This is a genomic window from Zooshikella ganghwensis DSM 15267, from assembly GCF_000428585.1.
In the GTDB taxonomy this organism is placed as follows: domain Bacteria; phylum Pseudomonadota; class Gammaproteobacteria; order Pseudomonadales; family Zooshikellaceae; genus Zooshikella; species Zooshikella ganghwensis.
This window is the reverse complement of the sequence record NZ_AUAF01000119.1, coordinates 1-15,267: the sequence shown is the minus strand read 5'-3', so window position 1 is coordinate 15,267 and position 15,267 is coordinate 1. Positions and strand designations below refer to the sequence as shown.

Here is a 15,267-nt window from a genome sequence, read left to right as displayed (position 1 = left end):
CCAGACTTTAAAACCTTAAAGTAAACTTCAATTTTCCAACGCTGTTTGTACCAATCAATTACGCTTAACGACTCTTCTTTATTACTGACGGGTAATTAAATGCCATCCTTAGTGGTCAAGAGCGATGGTAACAAAGCCTAAAAATCATTCGCGAAGAGTATAGATAAGCCTAGATATGATTAGCTTGGCCTATTAATTGGGAAACAGTGCTTTCTGAAATCCCCTTTTTAAGGCCCAACAAAAACGGGATGGCTCCACAGAAATATCTTTAACTGGTTTGTTTTTAGTGATTAATAACTCATCACGTAGGTAAAACATCGCTTGCTCAAAGAGCTGATCAAAGTTGTCAATAAATCGCACAATTTTTGAGAAACGTTTATTAATACTTGAGTGAGTGACCGCTAAAACAGTTTGCTTAAACTTTATGTCGTCTTTAATATTTTCGGGGGGTAATTTAGTTAACAGTAAAGATAGTTCATCTTGTAACATGGTTACGCTGTTATTGACCACAAAGTGAATCATTTTGGTTTGAGCTATATGTTTTATTGAGTCCATAAGTCTTTTGTTAAGTCCATCTTACTAAGGAGCATTTAACTGTATTCAAAGTAGTCAAGTGGTTATTTGAAACAGCCAAACAGAGCCATTACTTTAAGGTTAGAAAGAGGGTAAATTAAACTGAATAAGCTTCCAAGCAAATTAGCTTGGAAGCTGGCAGCTGTTCACGAAATAACACATATTATCAAGAAGTAGATAATCCAGGTCACAACTCTTGATACTGTAACAAGCTGAATTTAGTTGAATATATCAAGACTATTTTTTTTAAATTATGTTAATGTGTGTAATTTTTTGCGGAGAAGTCACATGTTTAGAGAAGGAATACTCTTGCTGTGGGTATAGTTATTAAGGATTGATCATGAAAATTATTTCATTTTTTCCTTGAGGATTATTACCTGTCAAAAAACGGCTAAATTTAGAAAAGCTGACAGTAGAATAGTCTCCACTCAATACTTTATGACTAATTGCATTGATATTGTCTGGAGTGATTGGGTACATTTGGGTGAGCTGTAGACCAATGGGGGAGTTAATATAGTGATGGTCAAAGGCACTAATGAGCACCCAAGCACCTTCAAGATAGTGTCCACCAACTGAAACTGTTATTTTATTTTGTTTAATTGTTGATATTGCCTCTGGAAGCCAGTCAATACCTCCGATAATGGTGTCCTCACCAGGTTTTAGTCCCTCTTCTTCAATGGCTTGTAAAGCAGCCATAGCCATCAAGTCGCTAGCCGCCCAGATAATATCAACGCGTTTATGACGTCTCAGTATATACTTGGTATGCTCATAAGCTGACTCATAAAACCACTGACTTGGAATAAAACGAGTTAACTTAACATTAGGATATTGTTCTAGAGCATTTATTAATCCTTTTTTGCGTTGAATCGCCGGATTACTGGTTTCGTTACCTCCTAAACCCAATAAAGTTAGCTGATTTTTATTTGGGTATTTACGTTGGGTATGTTCAATAAGTTCTTTTGCAAGTATAAATCCTGCTTGAGTATCGTCAGGTGATATTGTACCCAACCAGTATTGATAGTGATTTTGAGGTGATCCTAAAAGCTGATACTCTTCTTCAGAAAGCTGGGTGTTAAACATGATAGACTTTATTTTATGTTTCTCAAACAAGTCTAAAAGTTTTTTAGTGACTGTTATATTTTTATGAATAAATAAAACATAATCGACGGATTTGTGTTGATTTACTATTTTTTTGGCTAAGGCTAAATATTTACGATTGTCAATATCCGCATATTCTATAGTAAGCTTAATATTTAAGTCGGCAGCTGCAGCAAGCATAACACTGCTTACTTTATCCCAGAAGATCTCACCTTTAGGACTTGGGTTAATAAAAATACACTCCATTGCACTACATAAGGATAGTGGATATGAAAGGATAAAAAAAATTATAAAATGATACTTCATAAAAGAATGATGTAACTTGGTAGTTAGTGTTTTTTGACAGGACTTTGGTTATTACATTGCTTATTATAGGGTTTCTTTACAGAATCGTAACTAAAATTTCTTATCATTAGTCAAGTTGGTAATGAAAAAATGAATGCTCCTAATAGATAAGAAAGTGTGTCAGAAAGTTTTGCATTCAATGTTGTTATTGCTACTATCAAATTGACAGTTGTTTGAAATAAAAACTTGGTGTTTATTGGTTGGTCGGTATTGTAATTTTTTATGAATAGTTTATTTGTAGTCAAAAGTCTCTGCTTCGTTCCGTAAGAAGTGATTTTTTAATGAATATAGTAAGTAAAATGTCAGTAAAAACGAAGATTACTGTTATACCAGCAGTAACGGTAATTTCATTTTTAATGGTTTTAATTGTTATCTACTCAATAAATGTTGAGAATACTAAAAGATTAAATGAAGTGGAAGATGTATATTTCCCCTTGGTGCAGACGTCTAAAACAAATTTGTACCGGATCAGCAGGTTGGAAGAATTATTTAATACTGCAGTCTCAATCGGAGAGGAAGAGCCTTTACAAAAAGCAGAAGAAACGTATAAACAAATCATTACTGATATCGATTTGCAAGAAAAAAAGTGGCCTGATAAGTCAGTTTTGATACAACAAACCAGAAAATCAATTGATGAGTATTATATAAAAGCGGCCTATGTCTCCCAAGGAATGGTGGAGGGGAAAATTGAAATGGCAAATATTGCATCTGAAGTTAAGGGAATGCAAGACTTACTAAAGGTAACTCAAGAAAAGTTTTCTTTGATTGGTGCTGTGGCACTTAAAGCTTTTGAAGAAACCATTGCAGAATCTAATACTGCATCACAAGAAGTGTTTACTGTTACATTAATCACTGCGGGTATATCAATTTTCCTTATAATTTTAATTTCAGGTAGCGTAATTATGTTGGTTACCCGAAATATTTCATTAGTGAGAGACTCATTAAAAGATATCGCTGAAGGAGAAGGTGATTTAACAAAAAGAATTGAACAGAAAACTAAAGATGAAATTGGCGAGTTAATTTATTGGTTTAATGTGTTTATGAACAAACTTCATAAAACCATATCTGAGATTGTTAAGTCGTTTGAGCCTTTAGCAACACTATCAGGTGACCTGAGTCAAATGACATCAAAAACATCTGAAATTGCTTTTGAGCAAAAATCAGCAACAGATAAAATATCTAATGATATTGACCATATGCTCAGTAATGTCAAAAGTATTGCTGAGAACGCATTGAGTGCTGCGGAAGAGACGAACTCAGCGAATGAAGAATCAAAAAGTGGCAGTGAGATTGTCAACTCAACAGTACATATCATTAATTCTTTGGCTAATGATGTAGAACAAGCCTCTGAAGTCATAACCAAACTGGAAAATTACACTGTAAATGTAGGAAGTATTTTAGATGTTATTAAAGGTATTGCTGAGCAAACTAACCTGCTAGCGTTAAACGCAGCTATAGAAGCAGCAAGAGCAGGGGAGCAAGGACGAGGCTTTGCTGTGGTTGCCGATGAAGTAAGAACATTAGCATCGAAAACACAAGAGTCTACTAAGGAAATTCAGTCAGTCATTGAAGAATTACAAGGTGCTTCAAAACGAGCAGTGAATGCAATGGTAGACAGTCAGGAACAGGCTTCAGAAAGTGTACAAATGGCAGCAAAAACGGGGGCCTCATTAAACACAATTGCAGAAAAAGTTGAAATGATTGCTGAAATGAATGCAGCTATTGCAAATGCAACAGAAGCACAACAACAGGTATCTTCTTCTATTAAAGAAAATATCGTGGGGATTAAAAGTAATGCTGAATCTGCTTCTGAAACCGTAAACATGGTGGATGAAACAGCCCATTCTTTACAAGAAATATCACGAAAACTTAAGGAGGTAACAGATCAGTTTAAATTATAAGAGTGATTTTTTATTTTTGGGGTAAATAAGTAGAAGTCCATTGGAGTGAAAAATGAATAAAATATTATGCTATAGCTGTAGTACGCTACTGCTATGTTCTGGTAGTTTATTTGCGATTGATCGAGTAGATATTGGCGGTTTTGGAACGGTCACGGGTGTGAGTACTTTTAATGATAAAAGACCCTACCGAGGATTTCGAGATGATGATGTAGACTTTGAGCAGGAGTCACTATTTGGTTTGCAGGTTAGGGCGGACCTTAAAGATGGGTTGTCTGGGACAGCACAAATCGTCGCAAGAGGTTTCGATGATTGGGATGCAGAATTTGAATGGGGATACTTAACATATATTATTAATAGTGACTGGACCTTTAAAGGCGGGCGCTTTAGAACACCTTTTTTTCAATACAGTGATGTCGTTGATGTGGGGTATGCATACCACTGGGTACGACCACCGGTTAGCGTTTATGCACCTCTTTTTAAGAATTTAGATGGAGTGACTGTAACCCATACTGCTGATGTATGGGATCTAATGTCCTCGGTCAATTTATTCTACGGAAAAGTAAATAAACGCATCAATTTTGGAGGCTCAGAAACGAGTGTTGATCTGAAACACCTTTGGGGTGGATCATGGGGGTTGAGTGGTGACTGGTATACACTACGATTTTCGTATTTCCAAGCAGAAGCCTCTTTTCCGTTTACTGCAGCACCAGCGTTAACAGCTATATTGGCGCAACCAGCTCCTCCACCCGGTGCACCACCTGCTCCACCAGGGCCATCAACAACGTTGACCACAGAGACTTCAAAAGCGACGGAAATCAATGCAGATGATGCATTCTTTGCAAGTATTTCCTTACGTGTTGACTATGATAACTTTTTTGCGGTGGCAGAAGTGACTAAGTCAGATGTTGATGATAGCTACTTTACAAACCCATTAGCTTACTATATTTCTGTTGGTTATACGATTGGTGATTTTACCCCCCACCTTACTTATGAACAATTTGATACTGATGCTCAATATGGCATATTAGATAAAGAACCCCCGGGTGCACCAAGAGATACTCTGGAAGGGATTATTCAGCAAACGGAGGAGGACTTTAAGCAGTATACTGTTGGTGTTAGGTATGACTTTCATCGAAGTGCGGCACTGAAGTTTGATTTTAATTACATCGATTATAAAGTAGAAGACGGTGTTTTTAGGGTTGATGCACCTTTGTATTCAATATCAGCAAATTTTGTGTTTTAAGGGGGGAAGATGAAAAAATTAATATTGGGGACACTATTTTGTGTGCAAAGTGTACTTGCCAATGCAGAAATATCGGTCATTGTGAATCCTTCATTCGGTGATAGTATTGATGCTAGTTATGTTAAACAGCTTTTTTTAGGTAAAAAAATTGCGTTTCCCAGTGGAAGTCAGGCAAAGCTTGTAACAATTGATCATTCAACGGAAGTGTTTGATGAGTTTTGTTTTAAAGTGGTGGATAAGCCACCGAGAAAGTTTTTATCTTACTGGTCTCGTTTAGTTTTTACAGGTAAAGCAGCACCCATGATAGAAGCTAAATCAAGTAGTGAGGTAAAAAAGCTGGTTGCAAGTGATGCAAATTATATTGGTTTTATTCCTTCGGGAGATATGGATGATACGGTAAAGTTGGTCGATAAATTTTAGCAAGGATATTCTGCTTGTTTGAAGGCCATGGAATGGCAGTTAATTTGCTTTCTTTAATGGGAGTTTTAAATATTTGATAATAATGTCATCAATGATTTGCTTTTTATGTAAAATTTTTATTGTATTATCAATTTTTATAGGTAATGAAGGGCGATTTTTAATTGTCGATGCTTGTAAACCAATGAAAATATTTCTATCAGTGATTTCTGTTATAAGTAATACTTGATTTTGCCTTTTCATTTCCTTGGCTTGGTAAATAAAAGCTATATCCTCAGCAATAACACAATCTACACGGTCCAGTGTTAATAGATCAACCAGTTGGCTTACATAATTGACGGATCGAACATCGATAAAGCTTGTTGAGGAAAACTCAGGTGAGGTTAAAATCGAGCCATTCAAAAAGCCTGCCCTCTGACATACTTTGTTATATGAGAGCTTTTGATTAAATGTTTCTTTTTTCTTAGGATTAATAAAAAGGGATAATGTGGTGTTATAAAGTGTAGCAGAGAACCACATACTGCTTGATAATGTTTCTGTAATATAGGGGGTAGTAGTGATGATACCATCTAGTTTATTATTTTTTATCAAGTACTCAATTCTTGACCTAGGCTTAAGTTCAATAGAAAAATGGATGCCAGATAGTTTCATTATCTCATTAGCAATTTCAATATCAATTCCTGATAGGTTTCCCTCTTCATCTAAAAAGCTGTAAGGTGGAAAGTTATGGGATGCAGCTAAAGATAGTGGTGCATTTGACCATGTGTTCAATGACATCATAGAAAGAAAAAATGATGCTATAAGTCGCTTGAATACCAATTTATTTACTTTCTTTATGAGCAGCATATGGATTTAGAGTCAATGAAAGTTGTTTGAAGTATGGTATTTTTTTTTCCTTAAATCCAGAATGCGTTTTGTATGGTAATCCTTCTAAGTATGTGATTATTCATAATGTCATTTGTTGCAGGATAAAAAGCTTCTTAAAGTTCGCTGGTTGAAGAATCGGAACTGTTTGACCAAACTGTATAAATGCTCTTATGTATACCCAAAACGAAGGGTTTTTATACTCCAAGGGCACAAGAGGGCGGCCGTCAAGCGATGAAGCCCCTGGGCAAGTTTACTGCTGTGAAACTTGCAGTAGCCACTTTAACTGACATAACAGCGCTGCTGGCCCGTTAGGGTGAGCGCTATAGATAGCGCACATAAAAATGATTCGTGAAGGGTATATATTGAGTGACTTTTCGGTTAGAAAAGGGTATTAGCTGTTTGCTTGACAGTCAGCTTTTATAAAACGATATATAAGCATATATCACAAATTTGACTCCTTAAGATTATTATTAGTCGAATTCATTATATTCGTTGAGTAAAAGCTGTACAAAAAAGTTTCAATTTTTCAAGGACGAAAAAATGTTCAAACCAAATGGAAAAAGTATATGGTGTGTATTGCCTATATCATGGTTATTAGTGGAGGGTGTTATAGCTAAAGAGTCTGCATTATGGGATGCTGATCATGAAGGAATTATTGATCAACAGGAAACAATTTATAAAGTTTTTTTTCCTAATGAGTTACTGGCCAGACAAGCGGCGATTAGTTTTCATGGCCAACTATTAGAAACAGATTACAAGTCTGGCTATATGATTATGGAGTTAACGAATGAGGACAAATATAAGTTGAAGGTTTATGGGTTTACGTTTGAGTCAGCAGAACAATGGGTCGCTGAACGTGATCGTAAGCTACAGGCAATACAGCAACAATTAAAGCAAAGAAAAATACTTTCTGAGCGGGGTGAGCGACACGTTTTAATGTCAGGTATCCCTGGTTATCCATGTTATCAGACGGTTGAGGAGACGTTCCAAGCGGTAGAAGCATTCACCAAGAATTACCCGACATTAGCGGAGTGGCTTGATGTTGGTAACTCCTGGGAAAAGGCTGCAGGAAAAGGTGGGTATGATATAAAGGTATTAAAATTAACAAATAAAAATGCCAAAGAACTCAAGCCGATTTTATTTGCTAATAGCGCAATACATGCACGGGAGTATACTACAGCACCTTTAAATTTAGCCTTTGCTCGACATTTATTGGAAGGCTATGGAGAGGATGCCGATGCGACCTGGATATTGGACCACCATGAGGTTCATTTGATGTTGATGACGAACCCTGATGGTCGTAAAAAAGCGGAGTCAGGTAATTATTGGCGCAAAAATACCAATCAAAATTATTGTGGCGCAACCAGTAGTAATCGTGGTGCAGATTTAAACAGAAATTTTAGCTTTAGTTGGAATACTGTGAGTGGTGGCTCTAGTGGTAATTCCTGCAATGAAACTTATCGTGGTTCTTCTCCTGCATCTGAGCCTGAAATAAAAGCAATTGAAAGCTACGTGCGTAACTTGTTCCCAGATCGACGTGGTCCTGATAACGATGATGCTGCACCTGTAGATACTATGGGTTTGCATTTGGATATTCATAGCTACAGTGAGCTAGTGCTTTGGCCATGGGGTACAACACGTAATACAGCGCCAAATGGTATGCAGTTGCAAACGCTTGGCAGAAAATTTGCCTTTTTTAATGGTTATATGCCCCAGCAGTCGATCGGTCTTTATCCGACAGATGGTACCAGTGATGGTATTAGTTATGGTGAGTTAGGTGTACCTGCATTTACCTTTGAGCTTGGGACTCAGTTTTTTCAATCGTGCTCAACATTTGAAAGTAAAATATTACCCGACAATTTAGCAGCATTAATTTATGCAGCAAAAGTAGTACGAGCTCCCTATATGATTCCTTCTGGACCTGATGTGACTTCTATTAAGGTTAACAATGATTTCTCCACTCAGGGAGGGAGTCAAGGCATACCTGTGACTCTTTCTGCAAGTGTTACTGATACGCGTTTTAGTCGGCGTAATGGTACTGAGCCCACTCAGGCAATTAGCGCTGCAGAGTATTACATTAATGTACCTCCATGGAAAAATGGAGCAACCGCTGTCCCTTTACAGGCCGTAGATGGTCGTTTCGATGAGAAAACAGAAGCTGTTTCTGGAATAGTGGATACCAGTGAATTACCTGTTGGTAAGCACATGTTGTATGTACGAAGTCAGGATGCGGATGGTAACTGGGGGGCTGTATCAGCTATATTTCTGCCAATAACGGATGGTCCTAATATTAACTATTGTAAAGCAGAAAGTATTAATAGCAGTGATGAGTGGATTAGTAAGGTTCAGGTGGGTCAGTTTATTCATACATCAGGCGCATCACATTATAGTGACTTTACTGAGCTTAAAACGGGTAAAACTATACCTCTTATGCTGGGTCGTAATGAAGTTACCTTAACACCTGATTTTGCAGGACGCGCTTATGGTGAGTACTGGCGAATTTGGATTGATTTTAATCGTGATGGAGATTTCGCAGATAGTGGAGAAATGGTCTTTGACCCAGGTTCTAGCGCCACAACAACACAACGAGGCGTCATTACGGTTAGTAGTAATGCAATAACTCATCAGGAGGAGAATATGAAAACACGAATGAGAGTTGTCATGCGCTATAAAGATGCACCTAGCCCTTGTGGTCGCTTCAGCTATGGAGAAGTAGAAGATTACACGGTTGAAATTCGTTCAAAAAAGTCGCGAGGCTGTTTGTAATAGCCCTGTGTTATTGGCAAAGAAATATTTACAGGGTCCAAAGAGCGGAGGTGGATGTACCTCCGTTTTATCAAGTGTATTAGGTCCTAGCCAAATGCCTTAGTTAACATCGCGAGCTTATTTGTTTTATCTTCGAGCGAATTGGCTTGCTGTTGTACGATAGAGGCCTGTTCTAAATTACTTTGCGAGGCATGACTTATTTTATTTATATTTTGGCTGACTTCTTGAGATACTACACTTTGTTGTTCTGCTGCCGTGGATATTTGTGTTGTAAGCTCTGTAATATCTGTTACAAGCTGATAAATTGATTGCACTCTTTCTTGGGTGTTGATTGCATCTTCAACACAGTGTTGGGCATTTTCTTTTTCACTGTTCATTTTGGTCGCCCAGTTGAGTAGGGTGTCCTGAATATCTTTTATTGAGCTTTGAATTTGTTCTGTTGCACTTTGTGTGCGTTGAGACAAGGCTCTGACTTCCTCCGCTACAACTGCAAAACCACGCCCCTGTTGACCTGCTCTAGCGGCTTCAATGGCTGCATTAAGAGCAAGCAAGTTAGTTTGGTCAGCTATTCCTTGTATTTCAGACATAATGTGGCTGACTTTTTCTGCTTTGGTAGCCAGATGTTTGCTGGCATCGGCTGAGGATTCTACTTCTTGTGCTAACTGGTTAATGAGTTTAGCTGTTTTGGCCATCGCATGGTTGGTCTGGTCGCAGTCTTCATGAGCTTGATGCGTTTTTTCTGCGGTTTGTTCAGTGTTTTTAGCTACTTCACTGATAGTTGCTGACATTTGATCCGTTGCTGTCGCAAGTTGATGTAACTCTTTGGTTTCTGTTTCTGAGCCTTCCTGTGCTAATTGTGCTGCCGATAAGAGCGATTCAACCACTTCTCGCATGGTATGCATGCTGTCTTGTACTCGACCAAGAATCGTTTTGACTTTCCCTTCAAGTAGTTTTAAATGAAAGTCAGCAATGGAATGAGGTTTATTACCGCAAAAAACAAAACGGGACACACTATCGTACTGTTGCTTTATTTTGTATAAAAAAGCAGGAGTTGTGAATAGCTCATGTCTAAAGATAATAAAGGGTAAAATGAGGGATATACACACTTGTAACCAGGGTAACGATAAATTATAGGTTATGATCCCTGTTATTAACCAAGTGGCAGCGAGCAAAGCATACTTTATGTGTGGTTTATTATACCATTGTGATAGTGTTGAGCCTTGGTTTAACCTAGTATACAGTTTTTCTGCTCTTAAAACATGTTGTGCTTTAGGCTGGCTGCGAACAGATTGATAGCCTATGAGTTGGTTATCTTCATAAACTGGAGTGACAAATGCGTCAACCCAATAGTAGCGACCATCTTTGCAACGGTTTTTCACTAAACCACGCCAGGGCTTTTCTGCTTTTAATTTTTCCCATAGGTCTTTGAAGGCTGCTTTAGGCATGTCAGGGTGACGAACAACATTGTGTGGTTTTCCTACCAGCTCTTCGAAACTGTATCCGGATACACTGCAGAAGCTCTTATTGGCATAGGTGATTTTTCCTCGTGTATCTGTTGTTGATACAAGTTCTTCTGAGGGATCGAAAGTGACCTCTTCGTCAATGGTAAATAATGACTTTCCGTTCATTTTGCTTTATTCCTTAGCACAACACCCTTCAGTCAGAGTGTACGTTTAGCTTCCTTGTTATAAAGGACATTAGCAGGTATAACACAATGTCGCTAAATATACCCAATACGAATGGTTTTTAGGTGCGGCCATCAAGTGACGAAGCCCCATGAGTCTATATTAATAGGTGATTGGGGTGGCAGTTAAATGCTCCTCGGCAATAGCTCCTGCATTGCTCTACTATATGACATCCATGTCATTATGCATAAACTGCATTTCCACCATCCTTGGTGGTTAAGAGTGCTGACAACAAAATCTAGAAATCATTCGTGAAGGGTATACAAGCAGTAATAGTAAGGGTTAATGTTTTATTAACGTAACCTAATACACTTGTTGCATATTGTGACATTCATTGATTAATAATTATTAGGGAATCAGATGTATAACAAGCTAAAGCATAAGCGTATTTTTCAGTTAAATAATTTTACCGTTATAGGAATCCTTGTCTTTTGCTTATCTTTTGTTGTTCGTGCGGATCTTAACCAAGTTGATAAAGTCAAGCAGGCCGTTTCAGACTTAAAAACTATTGTTCACTGGCCAGGAGAAGACGACGTATCATCTCTTGTTTCTACATATGAAGGTGCAGAGCTTGATAAGTATTGTGGACAGGAAAAAGCCCGGTATTTAATGTATAAACTCAATATGCACCAGTGGGGAAATAAAATTACTGAGTTTAAAAACATGGTAGAGTTGTTGTTCTCCTTTGAAACAGAAGCATACCAAGCAGAAAATCGATACGCTGTGCAAGCAGCGTTGCATACGTTGACACAATTTAAAACGTCAATCAATAGCCTGGTCTCTCAGTATCATCCAGGTTTTAACCTTGAGTCGCAATGGCTCACTAGTCAATATCAAGGAGATGGTATCACAATTGCTGTGATTGATGTATTTGAGCCTGCACTGCTCGACAAGCAACGAACCCATTACCCTCAAGCGCATATTGAGCCTGTCCAGGCATTTGGTAACCCAGTGTCACTAAATCATGGAAATAGTGTCATTGATGTTATTTTAACCATTGCACCGCATGCCACGATTGTTCCTATTAGTGCCGAAGCAAAGACATATAACCAAGCGATGACTTATTTGTTAACAAGAAATGATGTACTGATTGTTAATATGAGTCGTGGATTTGCTGAAAAAGAGGGAGAGTTAGATACCACGTTTGCGACTTTATTAAAAAAGACATTAGTCAGTAAAATTGTTATTAAATCTTTGGGTAATACGGGAACAGACCTTGACGGAAGTGTAACGCCTTTACGACAACGTTTAGGTTTGTCTGATACCGGCAATTTATTTGCGTATGATTTGCAACTTATTAAAACGTTTGTTTCTTCAGCTGAGTATGAAAAGTATGCCAGTAATTTAGTATTTGCGATCAACCTGAACACTTTTGCTGATGAGGTGGCGTTATCAGCAACCATACCAGGCCAAAATAACTTAGTTGCATACCAAAGTTTTGGTATTCCTGCAGAGGCTGTGTATAGCTGGGCGACCGATAACTATGAGTCTGGTAGTTCATTTGCGGCGCCACAGCTTACCGCAGTGATTGCTTTGCTTTTACAAGCAGAACAACAGAAGGCTGGCCAGTTTACATACGGCATAGAGCGTATTGTTGGTGCACTTAAACAAACGGCACGTTGCTCAGTACTTGACAGCAGAGAGTCGGGGCTAGGGCTAGTCAACGGTGATAAAGCATTGACCTTTCTTGTAAACCCTTAGCGATAGGGTAATCGCATATAAAAACAGTTTGTTATGGGTAAAGATTGTGCCAATCAATGCATGAATTAATTTATGCGTTCCGCAAGGATGCGGAAATCAAGTCTCCAAGGAAGGGTTCAAGGCTAATTATATGCGATTTCTCTGCTTGTCAAATATACCCTTCACGAATCATTTTTATGGGCGCTATCCATAGCGCTCACCCTAACGGGCCAGCGAAGCTGTTCTAATGTGCTCCCGACACATTAGTAGGGTTTGTTGTCAGCACTCTTGACCACCGCCCCTAAAAACCCTTCGTTTTGGGTATAGGCTAATGTGTTAGCTCAATAGTTCAGAAGTGCTATAAAAGGTGGTAATAAGTAGAAAATTACTCATTAACTAATAACGCTTTACTTTCTGCTGCAGATCTCATCTACTATATATACCTTTCAAAGAATCAATTTTAGACATGGTTATATTAATAATGAAGAGTATACCGTTACCTTAAAATAAAGAGTGTTTGGCTATAACAGTATATTCAAATTTGTTTTTTAACAATTTCCAGTGTGAATATTTCAACAGCAAAACAACAAAACAATAAAATAACAAACAGTAAAACAATAAGAAGGAGCGTTATAAAAAGTTAAAAAGCTAATGCAAGGAGGCACCATGCCAAGACTATTGGATAATACCGCTTACTATCAAAGCAATATTGGTCATGAGATTATGAGTACGCATAATTTTGATGATCATATCATACGCTATCTTGCTCATGAGCAAGCCTTTATCTCAGGTATTCTAGCAAATCAATCTTATACAACACTTATTGAAATAGGTTGTGACAAAGTAAGGTCATTTGAAACGGCTGCAATGAATAACGTGAAGTATATTGGTATTGATATCAGAACAAAGTTAGAAGAACAATCAAAACATTATTTTTCACAATGTCATAAGTCAACTGCATCCTTTTTACGCGGGAGCCTGGTTGATATTGACGGAGTGCTCAATGATAAAGTTAATCATTCTGAACGCATACTATGCCTTTTTCCATTTAATCTCATTGGTAATGTTGAAAATATAACTAATATTTTAAGAAAATATTATATGATAGGAATGGATATTGTGATTTCTTCCTTTCAAACAGGGGAGCCGGCTAACTCAATAAGGCGCGCATATTATCAAAAATGTGGGCTGGATATAGCCCAGGAAGTTGATGATGTTAATCATTATACATTCTGCTGTAATGACTTTCAGTCTAGCTCCTATTCTTGCGACTATATTCAAAATGTGGCTGGTCAAGTAGGGTTCTCAGTGGTTAAAACTTTTAGTACTAACGTGTTTTATTTGTTTCATATGGTAAGGCTATTACAATGAATATGACGGGGGCAAAATTAGCGATAGTATTTGCATTTCTTTGTGTGTTGTCATGGAGTTTAATTCCTATTGTGGCCAAAATAGGATAGCATTCACTTGATGTTTTTCAATTTCTATTTTGGTCCAATGTACTTTCTTCGGTTGTTGTGTTCGTATTTGTTTTGTTAAAAAATAGAAAAATAATGATAGGTGGAAGTGCTCGTCAGTTTTTTCTGTGTGCACCATTAGGATTTTTGGGGTGTTTTTTTTATTACTTATGTCTTTATCACGGATATGCGGTAACGAATGGGGTAGAAGTTCTTGTTGTTCAATATACCTGGCCAATTCTTATTACGGTCATTACGTTGCTATTTTTTAGTGAACGGCTCACCACGTTTGGAGGAGCGGGTTTACTATTAGGCTTTTTGTCGGTAGTAATTGTTATTACAAAAGGCAATTTGACTTCTATCAAGGTGAATAGTCCATGGGTATTACTGGTTGTATTTCTTGGAGCCTTATGCTTTGCGCTTTTTTCAGTGCTTTCAAAGTATCAGAAAATAGATTCGTTTACAGGGACCTTCTTTTTATTTTTTGGGGATTGATTTTTTCGTCTTTGACATTATTTCAATGGGGTCACTTTTCACTTCCTTCTGAGGAAGCGTGGTTAGTGATTGTGCTTAATGGTGTTCTTATTAATGGCGTGTCTTATATCTTGTGGCTAACCGCACTGGCAAAAGTGGATCCCACCAAAGTTGCTCCTGTAGTATTTTTGACGCCTATTCTATCGACAACATGGCTAGTTTTGTTTTTTCAGGAGCCGTTATTGTTGAGTTATATTATTGCCATAGCTTTTTCAATAATATCAGGGTTGTTGGTATTGAGATCAATGGCCCAGCAACCTGTCAAGGTAAACCATTAGTTTTTGAAAACCCACTTATTGTTGCATTATCATGATAATGCAACAATTCTTCCCAGAGTTAATCATCCCGTATAATTTTGTGATCTTCTGGCGTATGACTAATAAAGCAAAGGCTGGGTAACGTATGTCGAACTGATTGCCGCAAGAGTGCAGCAATCAAACCTCAAGGGGCGGATTTACGGCGTGTTCGATGGGCGTTATGCAGACTTCGGGTAAAAGGGCTTCAGTAAAAACCTTTATTCGAGATGCCCTTAAGCAATAAAAAAGTCATATGAAGTATTATTCGTACTTTGATTTTATGCTCTACACTAACTAACATTGTTATAGCACTCGACTTTGGCCATTATTGGATACACCTGACAGCTAAAAATAAGCTATTAGAAGCAATAGGTTAGAATTACTTCATATCATGGTTTTTGTTTG

At 37.7% G+C, this 15,267-nt stretch carries 11 protein-coding genes and 1 pseudogene; 8 read left to right on the top strand and 4 right to left on the bottom strand.

Features of this window, described 5'->3' with window-relative positions; genetic code table 11:
• Positions 1-192: 192 nt before the first annotated feature.
• Both F607_RS0119745 and F607_RS0119740 read right to left on the bottom strand, forming a co-directional pair.
• The gene (locus tag F607_RS0119745; RefSeq protein ID WP_027709470.1) at positions 193-555 is read right to left on the bottom strand and encodes a hypothetical protein; all 363 of its coding nucleotides are present in this window, start codon (positions 553-555) and stop codon (positions 193-195) included.
• Between the two features lie 345 nt (positions 556-900).
• Positions 901-1,917: an ABC transporter substrate-binding protein gene (locus F607_RS0119740; protein ID WP_038291880.1), complete on the bottom strand. Its 1,017-nt coding sequence runs from the start codon at positions 1,915-1,917 to the stop codon at positions 901-903.
• Positions 1,918-2,297: 380 nt separating this feature from the next.
• Between F607_RS0119740 and F607_RS0119735 the strand changes: the two genes are divergently transcribed.
• From F607_RS0119735 to F607_RS0119725, 3 genes are read left to right on the top strand one after another with little or no spacing between them, the layout of a single operon-like run.
• Complete coding sequence (locus tag F607_RS0119735) at positions 2,298-3,917, top strand: methyl-accepting chemotaxis protein (protein ID WP_027709468.1); 1,620 nt, start codon at positions 2,298-2,300, stop codon at positions 3,915-3,917.
• Between the two features lie 52 nt (positions 3,918-3,969).
• Positions 3,970-5,160 carry a porin gene (locus F607_RS0119730; RefSeq protein ID WP_027709467.1) on the top strand — a complete coding sequence of 397 codons (1,191 nt, stop codon included), beginning with the start codon at positions 3,970-3,972 and terminating at the stop codon, positions 5,158-5,160.
• Between the two features lie 9 nt (positions 5,161-5,169).
• The gene (locus F607_RS0119725; RefSeq protein ID WP_027709466.1) at positions 5,170-5,580 is read left to right on the top strand and encodes a hypothetical protein; all 411 of its coding nucleotides are present in this window, start codon (positions 5,170-5,172) and stop codon (positions 5,578-5,580) included.
• 39 nt (positions 5,581-5,619) lie between these two features.
• Here F607_RS0119725 and F607_RS0119720 read toward each other — a convergent pair whose 3' ends face one another.
• On the bottom strand, positions 5,620-6,357 hold the full coding sequence (locus tag F607_RS0119720) for a substrate-binding periplasmic protein (RefSeq protein WP_027709465.1): 738 nt from the start codon (positions 6,355-6,357) through the stop codon (positions 5,620-5,622).
• Between the two features lie 627 nt (positions 6,358-6,984).
• Between F607_RS0119720 and F607_RS30655 the strand changes: the two genes are divergently transcribed.
• On the top strand, positions 6,985-9,210 hold the full coding sequence (locus F607_RS30655) for a M14 family zinc carboxypeptidase (protein ID WP_051311657.1): 2,226 nt from the start codon (positions 6,985-6,987) through the stop codon (positions 9,208-9,210).
• Between the two features lie 86 nt (positions 9,211-9,296).
• Here the strand turns inward: F607_RS30655 and F607_RS0119705 are convergent, their stop codons facing one another.
• Positions 9,297-10,838: a methyl-accepting chemotaxis protein gene (locus F607_RS0119705; RefSeq protein WP_027709464.1), complete on the bottom strand. Its 1,542-nt coding sequence runs from the start codon at positions 10,836-10,838 to the stop codon at positions 9,297-9,299.
• Between the two features lie 417 nt (positions 10,839-11,255).
• On the opposite strand from F607_RS0119705, the gene F607_RS0119700 reads away from it, so the two are divergent.
• From F607_RS0119700 to F607_RS33060, 4 genes and pseudogenes are all read left to right on the top strand, one after another.
• A complete protein-coding gene (locus F607_RS0119700; protein ID WP_027709463.1) occupies positions 11,256-12,596 on the top strand; it encodes a S8/S53 family peptidase in 1,341 nt (446 codons plus the stop codon).
• A gap of 645 nt (positions 12,597-13,241) precedes the next feature.
• Positions 13,242-13,946: a hypothetical protein gene (locus tag F607_RS0119695; RefSeq protein WP_027709462.1), complete on the top strand. Its 705-nt coding sequence runs from the start codon at positions 13,242-13,244 to the stop codon at positions 13,944-13,946.
• A 104-nt stretch (positions 13,947-14,050) separates the two neighbouring features.
• Positions 14,051-14,527: pseudogene (locus F607_RS36155) on the top strand (EamA family transporter); the annotation flags it as partial.
• A complete protein-coding gene (locus F607_RS33060; protein ID WP_084611339.1) occupies positions 14,410-14,844 on the top strand; it encodes an EamA family transporter in 435 nt (144 codons plus the stop codon). The pseudogene F607_RS36155 and the gene F607_RS33060, both read left to right, overlap by 118 nt.
• Positions 14,845-15,267 lie beyond the last annotated feature (423 nt).

Excerpts from the sequence above, each read along its gene's own strand:
- F607_RS0119700 (WP_027709463.1), top strand. The coding sequence starts at position 11,256 with ATGTATAACAAGCTAAAGCATAAGCGTATTTTTCAGTTAAATAATTTT.
- F607_RS0119740 (WP_038291880.1), bottom strand. The coding sequence starts at position 1,917 with ATGGAGTGTATTTTTATTAACCCAAGTCCTAAAGGTGAGATCTTCTGG.
- F607_RS0119730 (WP_027709467.1), top strand. The coding sequence starts at position 3,970 with ATGAATAAAATATTATGCTATAGCTGTAGTACGCTACTGCTATGTTCT.
- F607_RS0119695 (WP_027709462.1), top strand. The coding sequence starts at position 13,242 with ATGCCAAGACTATTGGATAATACCGCTTACTATCAAAGCAATATTGGT.
- F607_RS0119745 (WP_027709470.1), bottom strand. The coding sequence starts at position 555 with ATGGACTCAATAAAACATATAGCTCAAACCAAAATGATTCACTTTGTG.
- F607_RS0119705 (WP_027709464.1), bottom strand. The coding sequence starts at position 10,838 with ATGAACGGAAAGTCATTATTTACCATTGACGAAGAGGTCACTTTCGAT.
- F607_RS30655 (WP_051311657.1), top strand. The coding sequence starts at position 6,985 with ATGTTCAAACCAAATGGAAAAAGTATATGGTGTGTATTGCCTATATCA.
- F607_RS0119725 (WP_027709466.1), top strand. The coding sequence starts at position 5,170 with ATGAAAAAATTAATATTGGGGACACTATTTTGTGTGCAAAGTGTACTT.
- F607_RS0119735 (WP_027709468.1), top strand. The coding sequence starts at position 2,298 with ATGAATATAGTAAGTAAAATGTCAGTAAAAACGAAGATTACTGTTATA.
- F607_RS0119720 (WP_027709465.1), bottom strand. The coding sequence starts at position 6,357 with ATGATGTCATTGAACACATGGTCAAATGCACCACTATCTTTAGCTGCA.
- F607_RS33060 (WP_084611339.1), top strand. The coding sequence starts at position 14,410 with ATGGGTATTACTGGTTGTATTTCTTGGAGCCTTATGCTTTGCGCTTTT.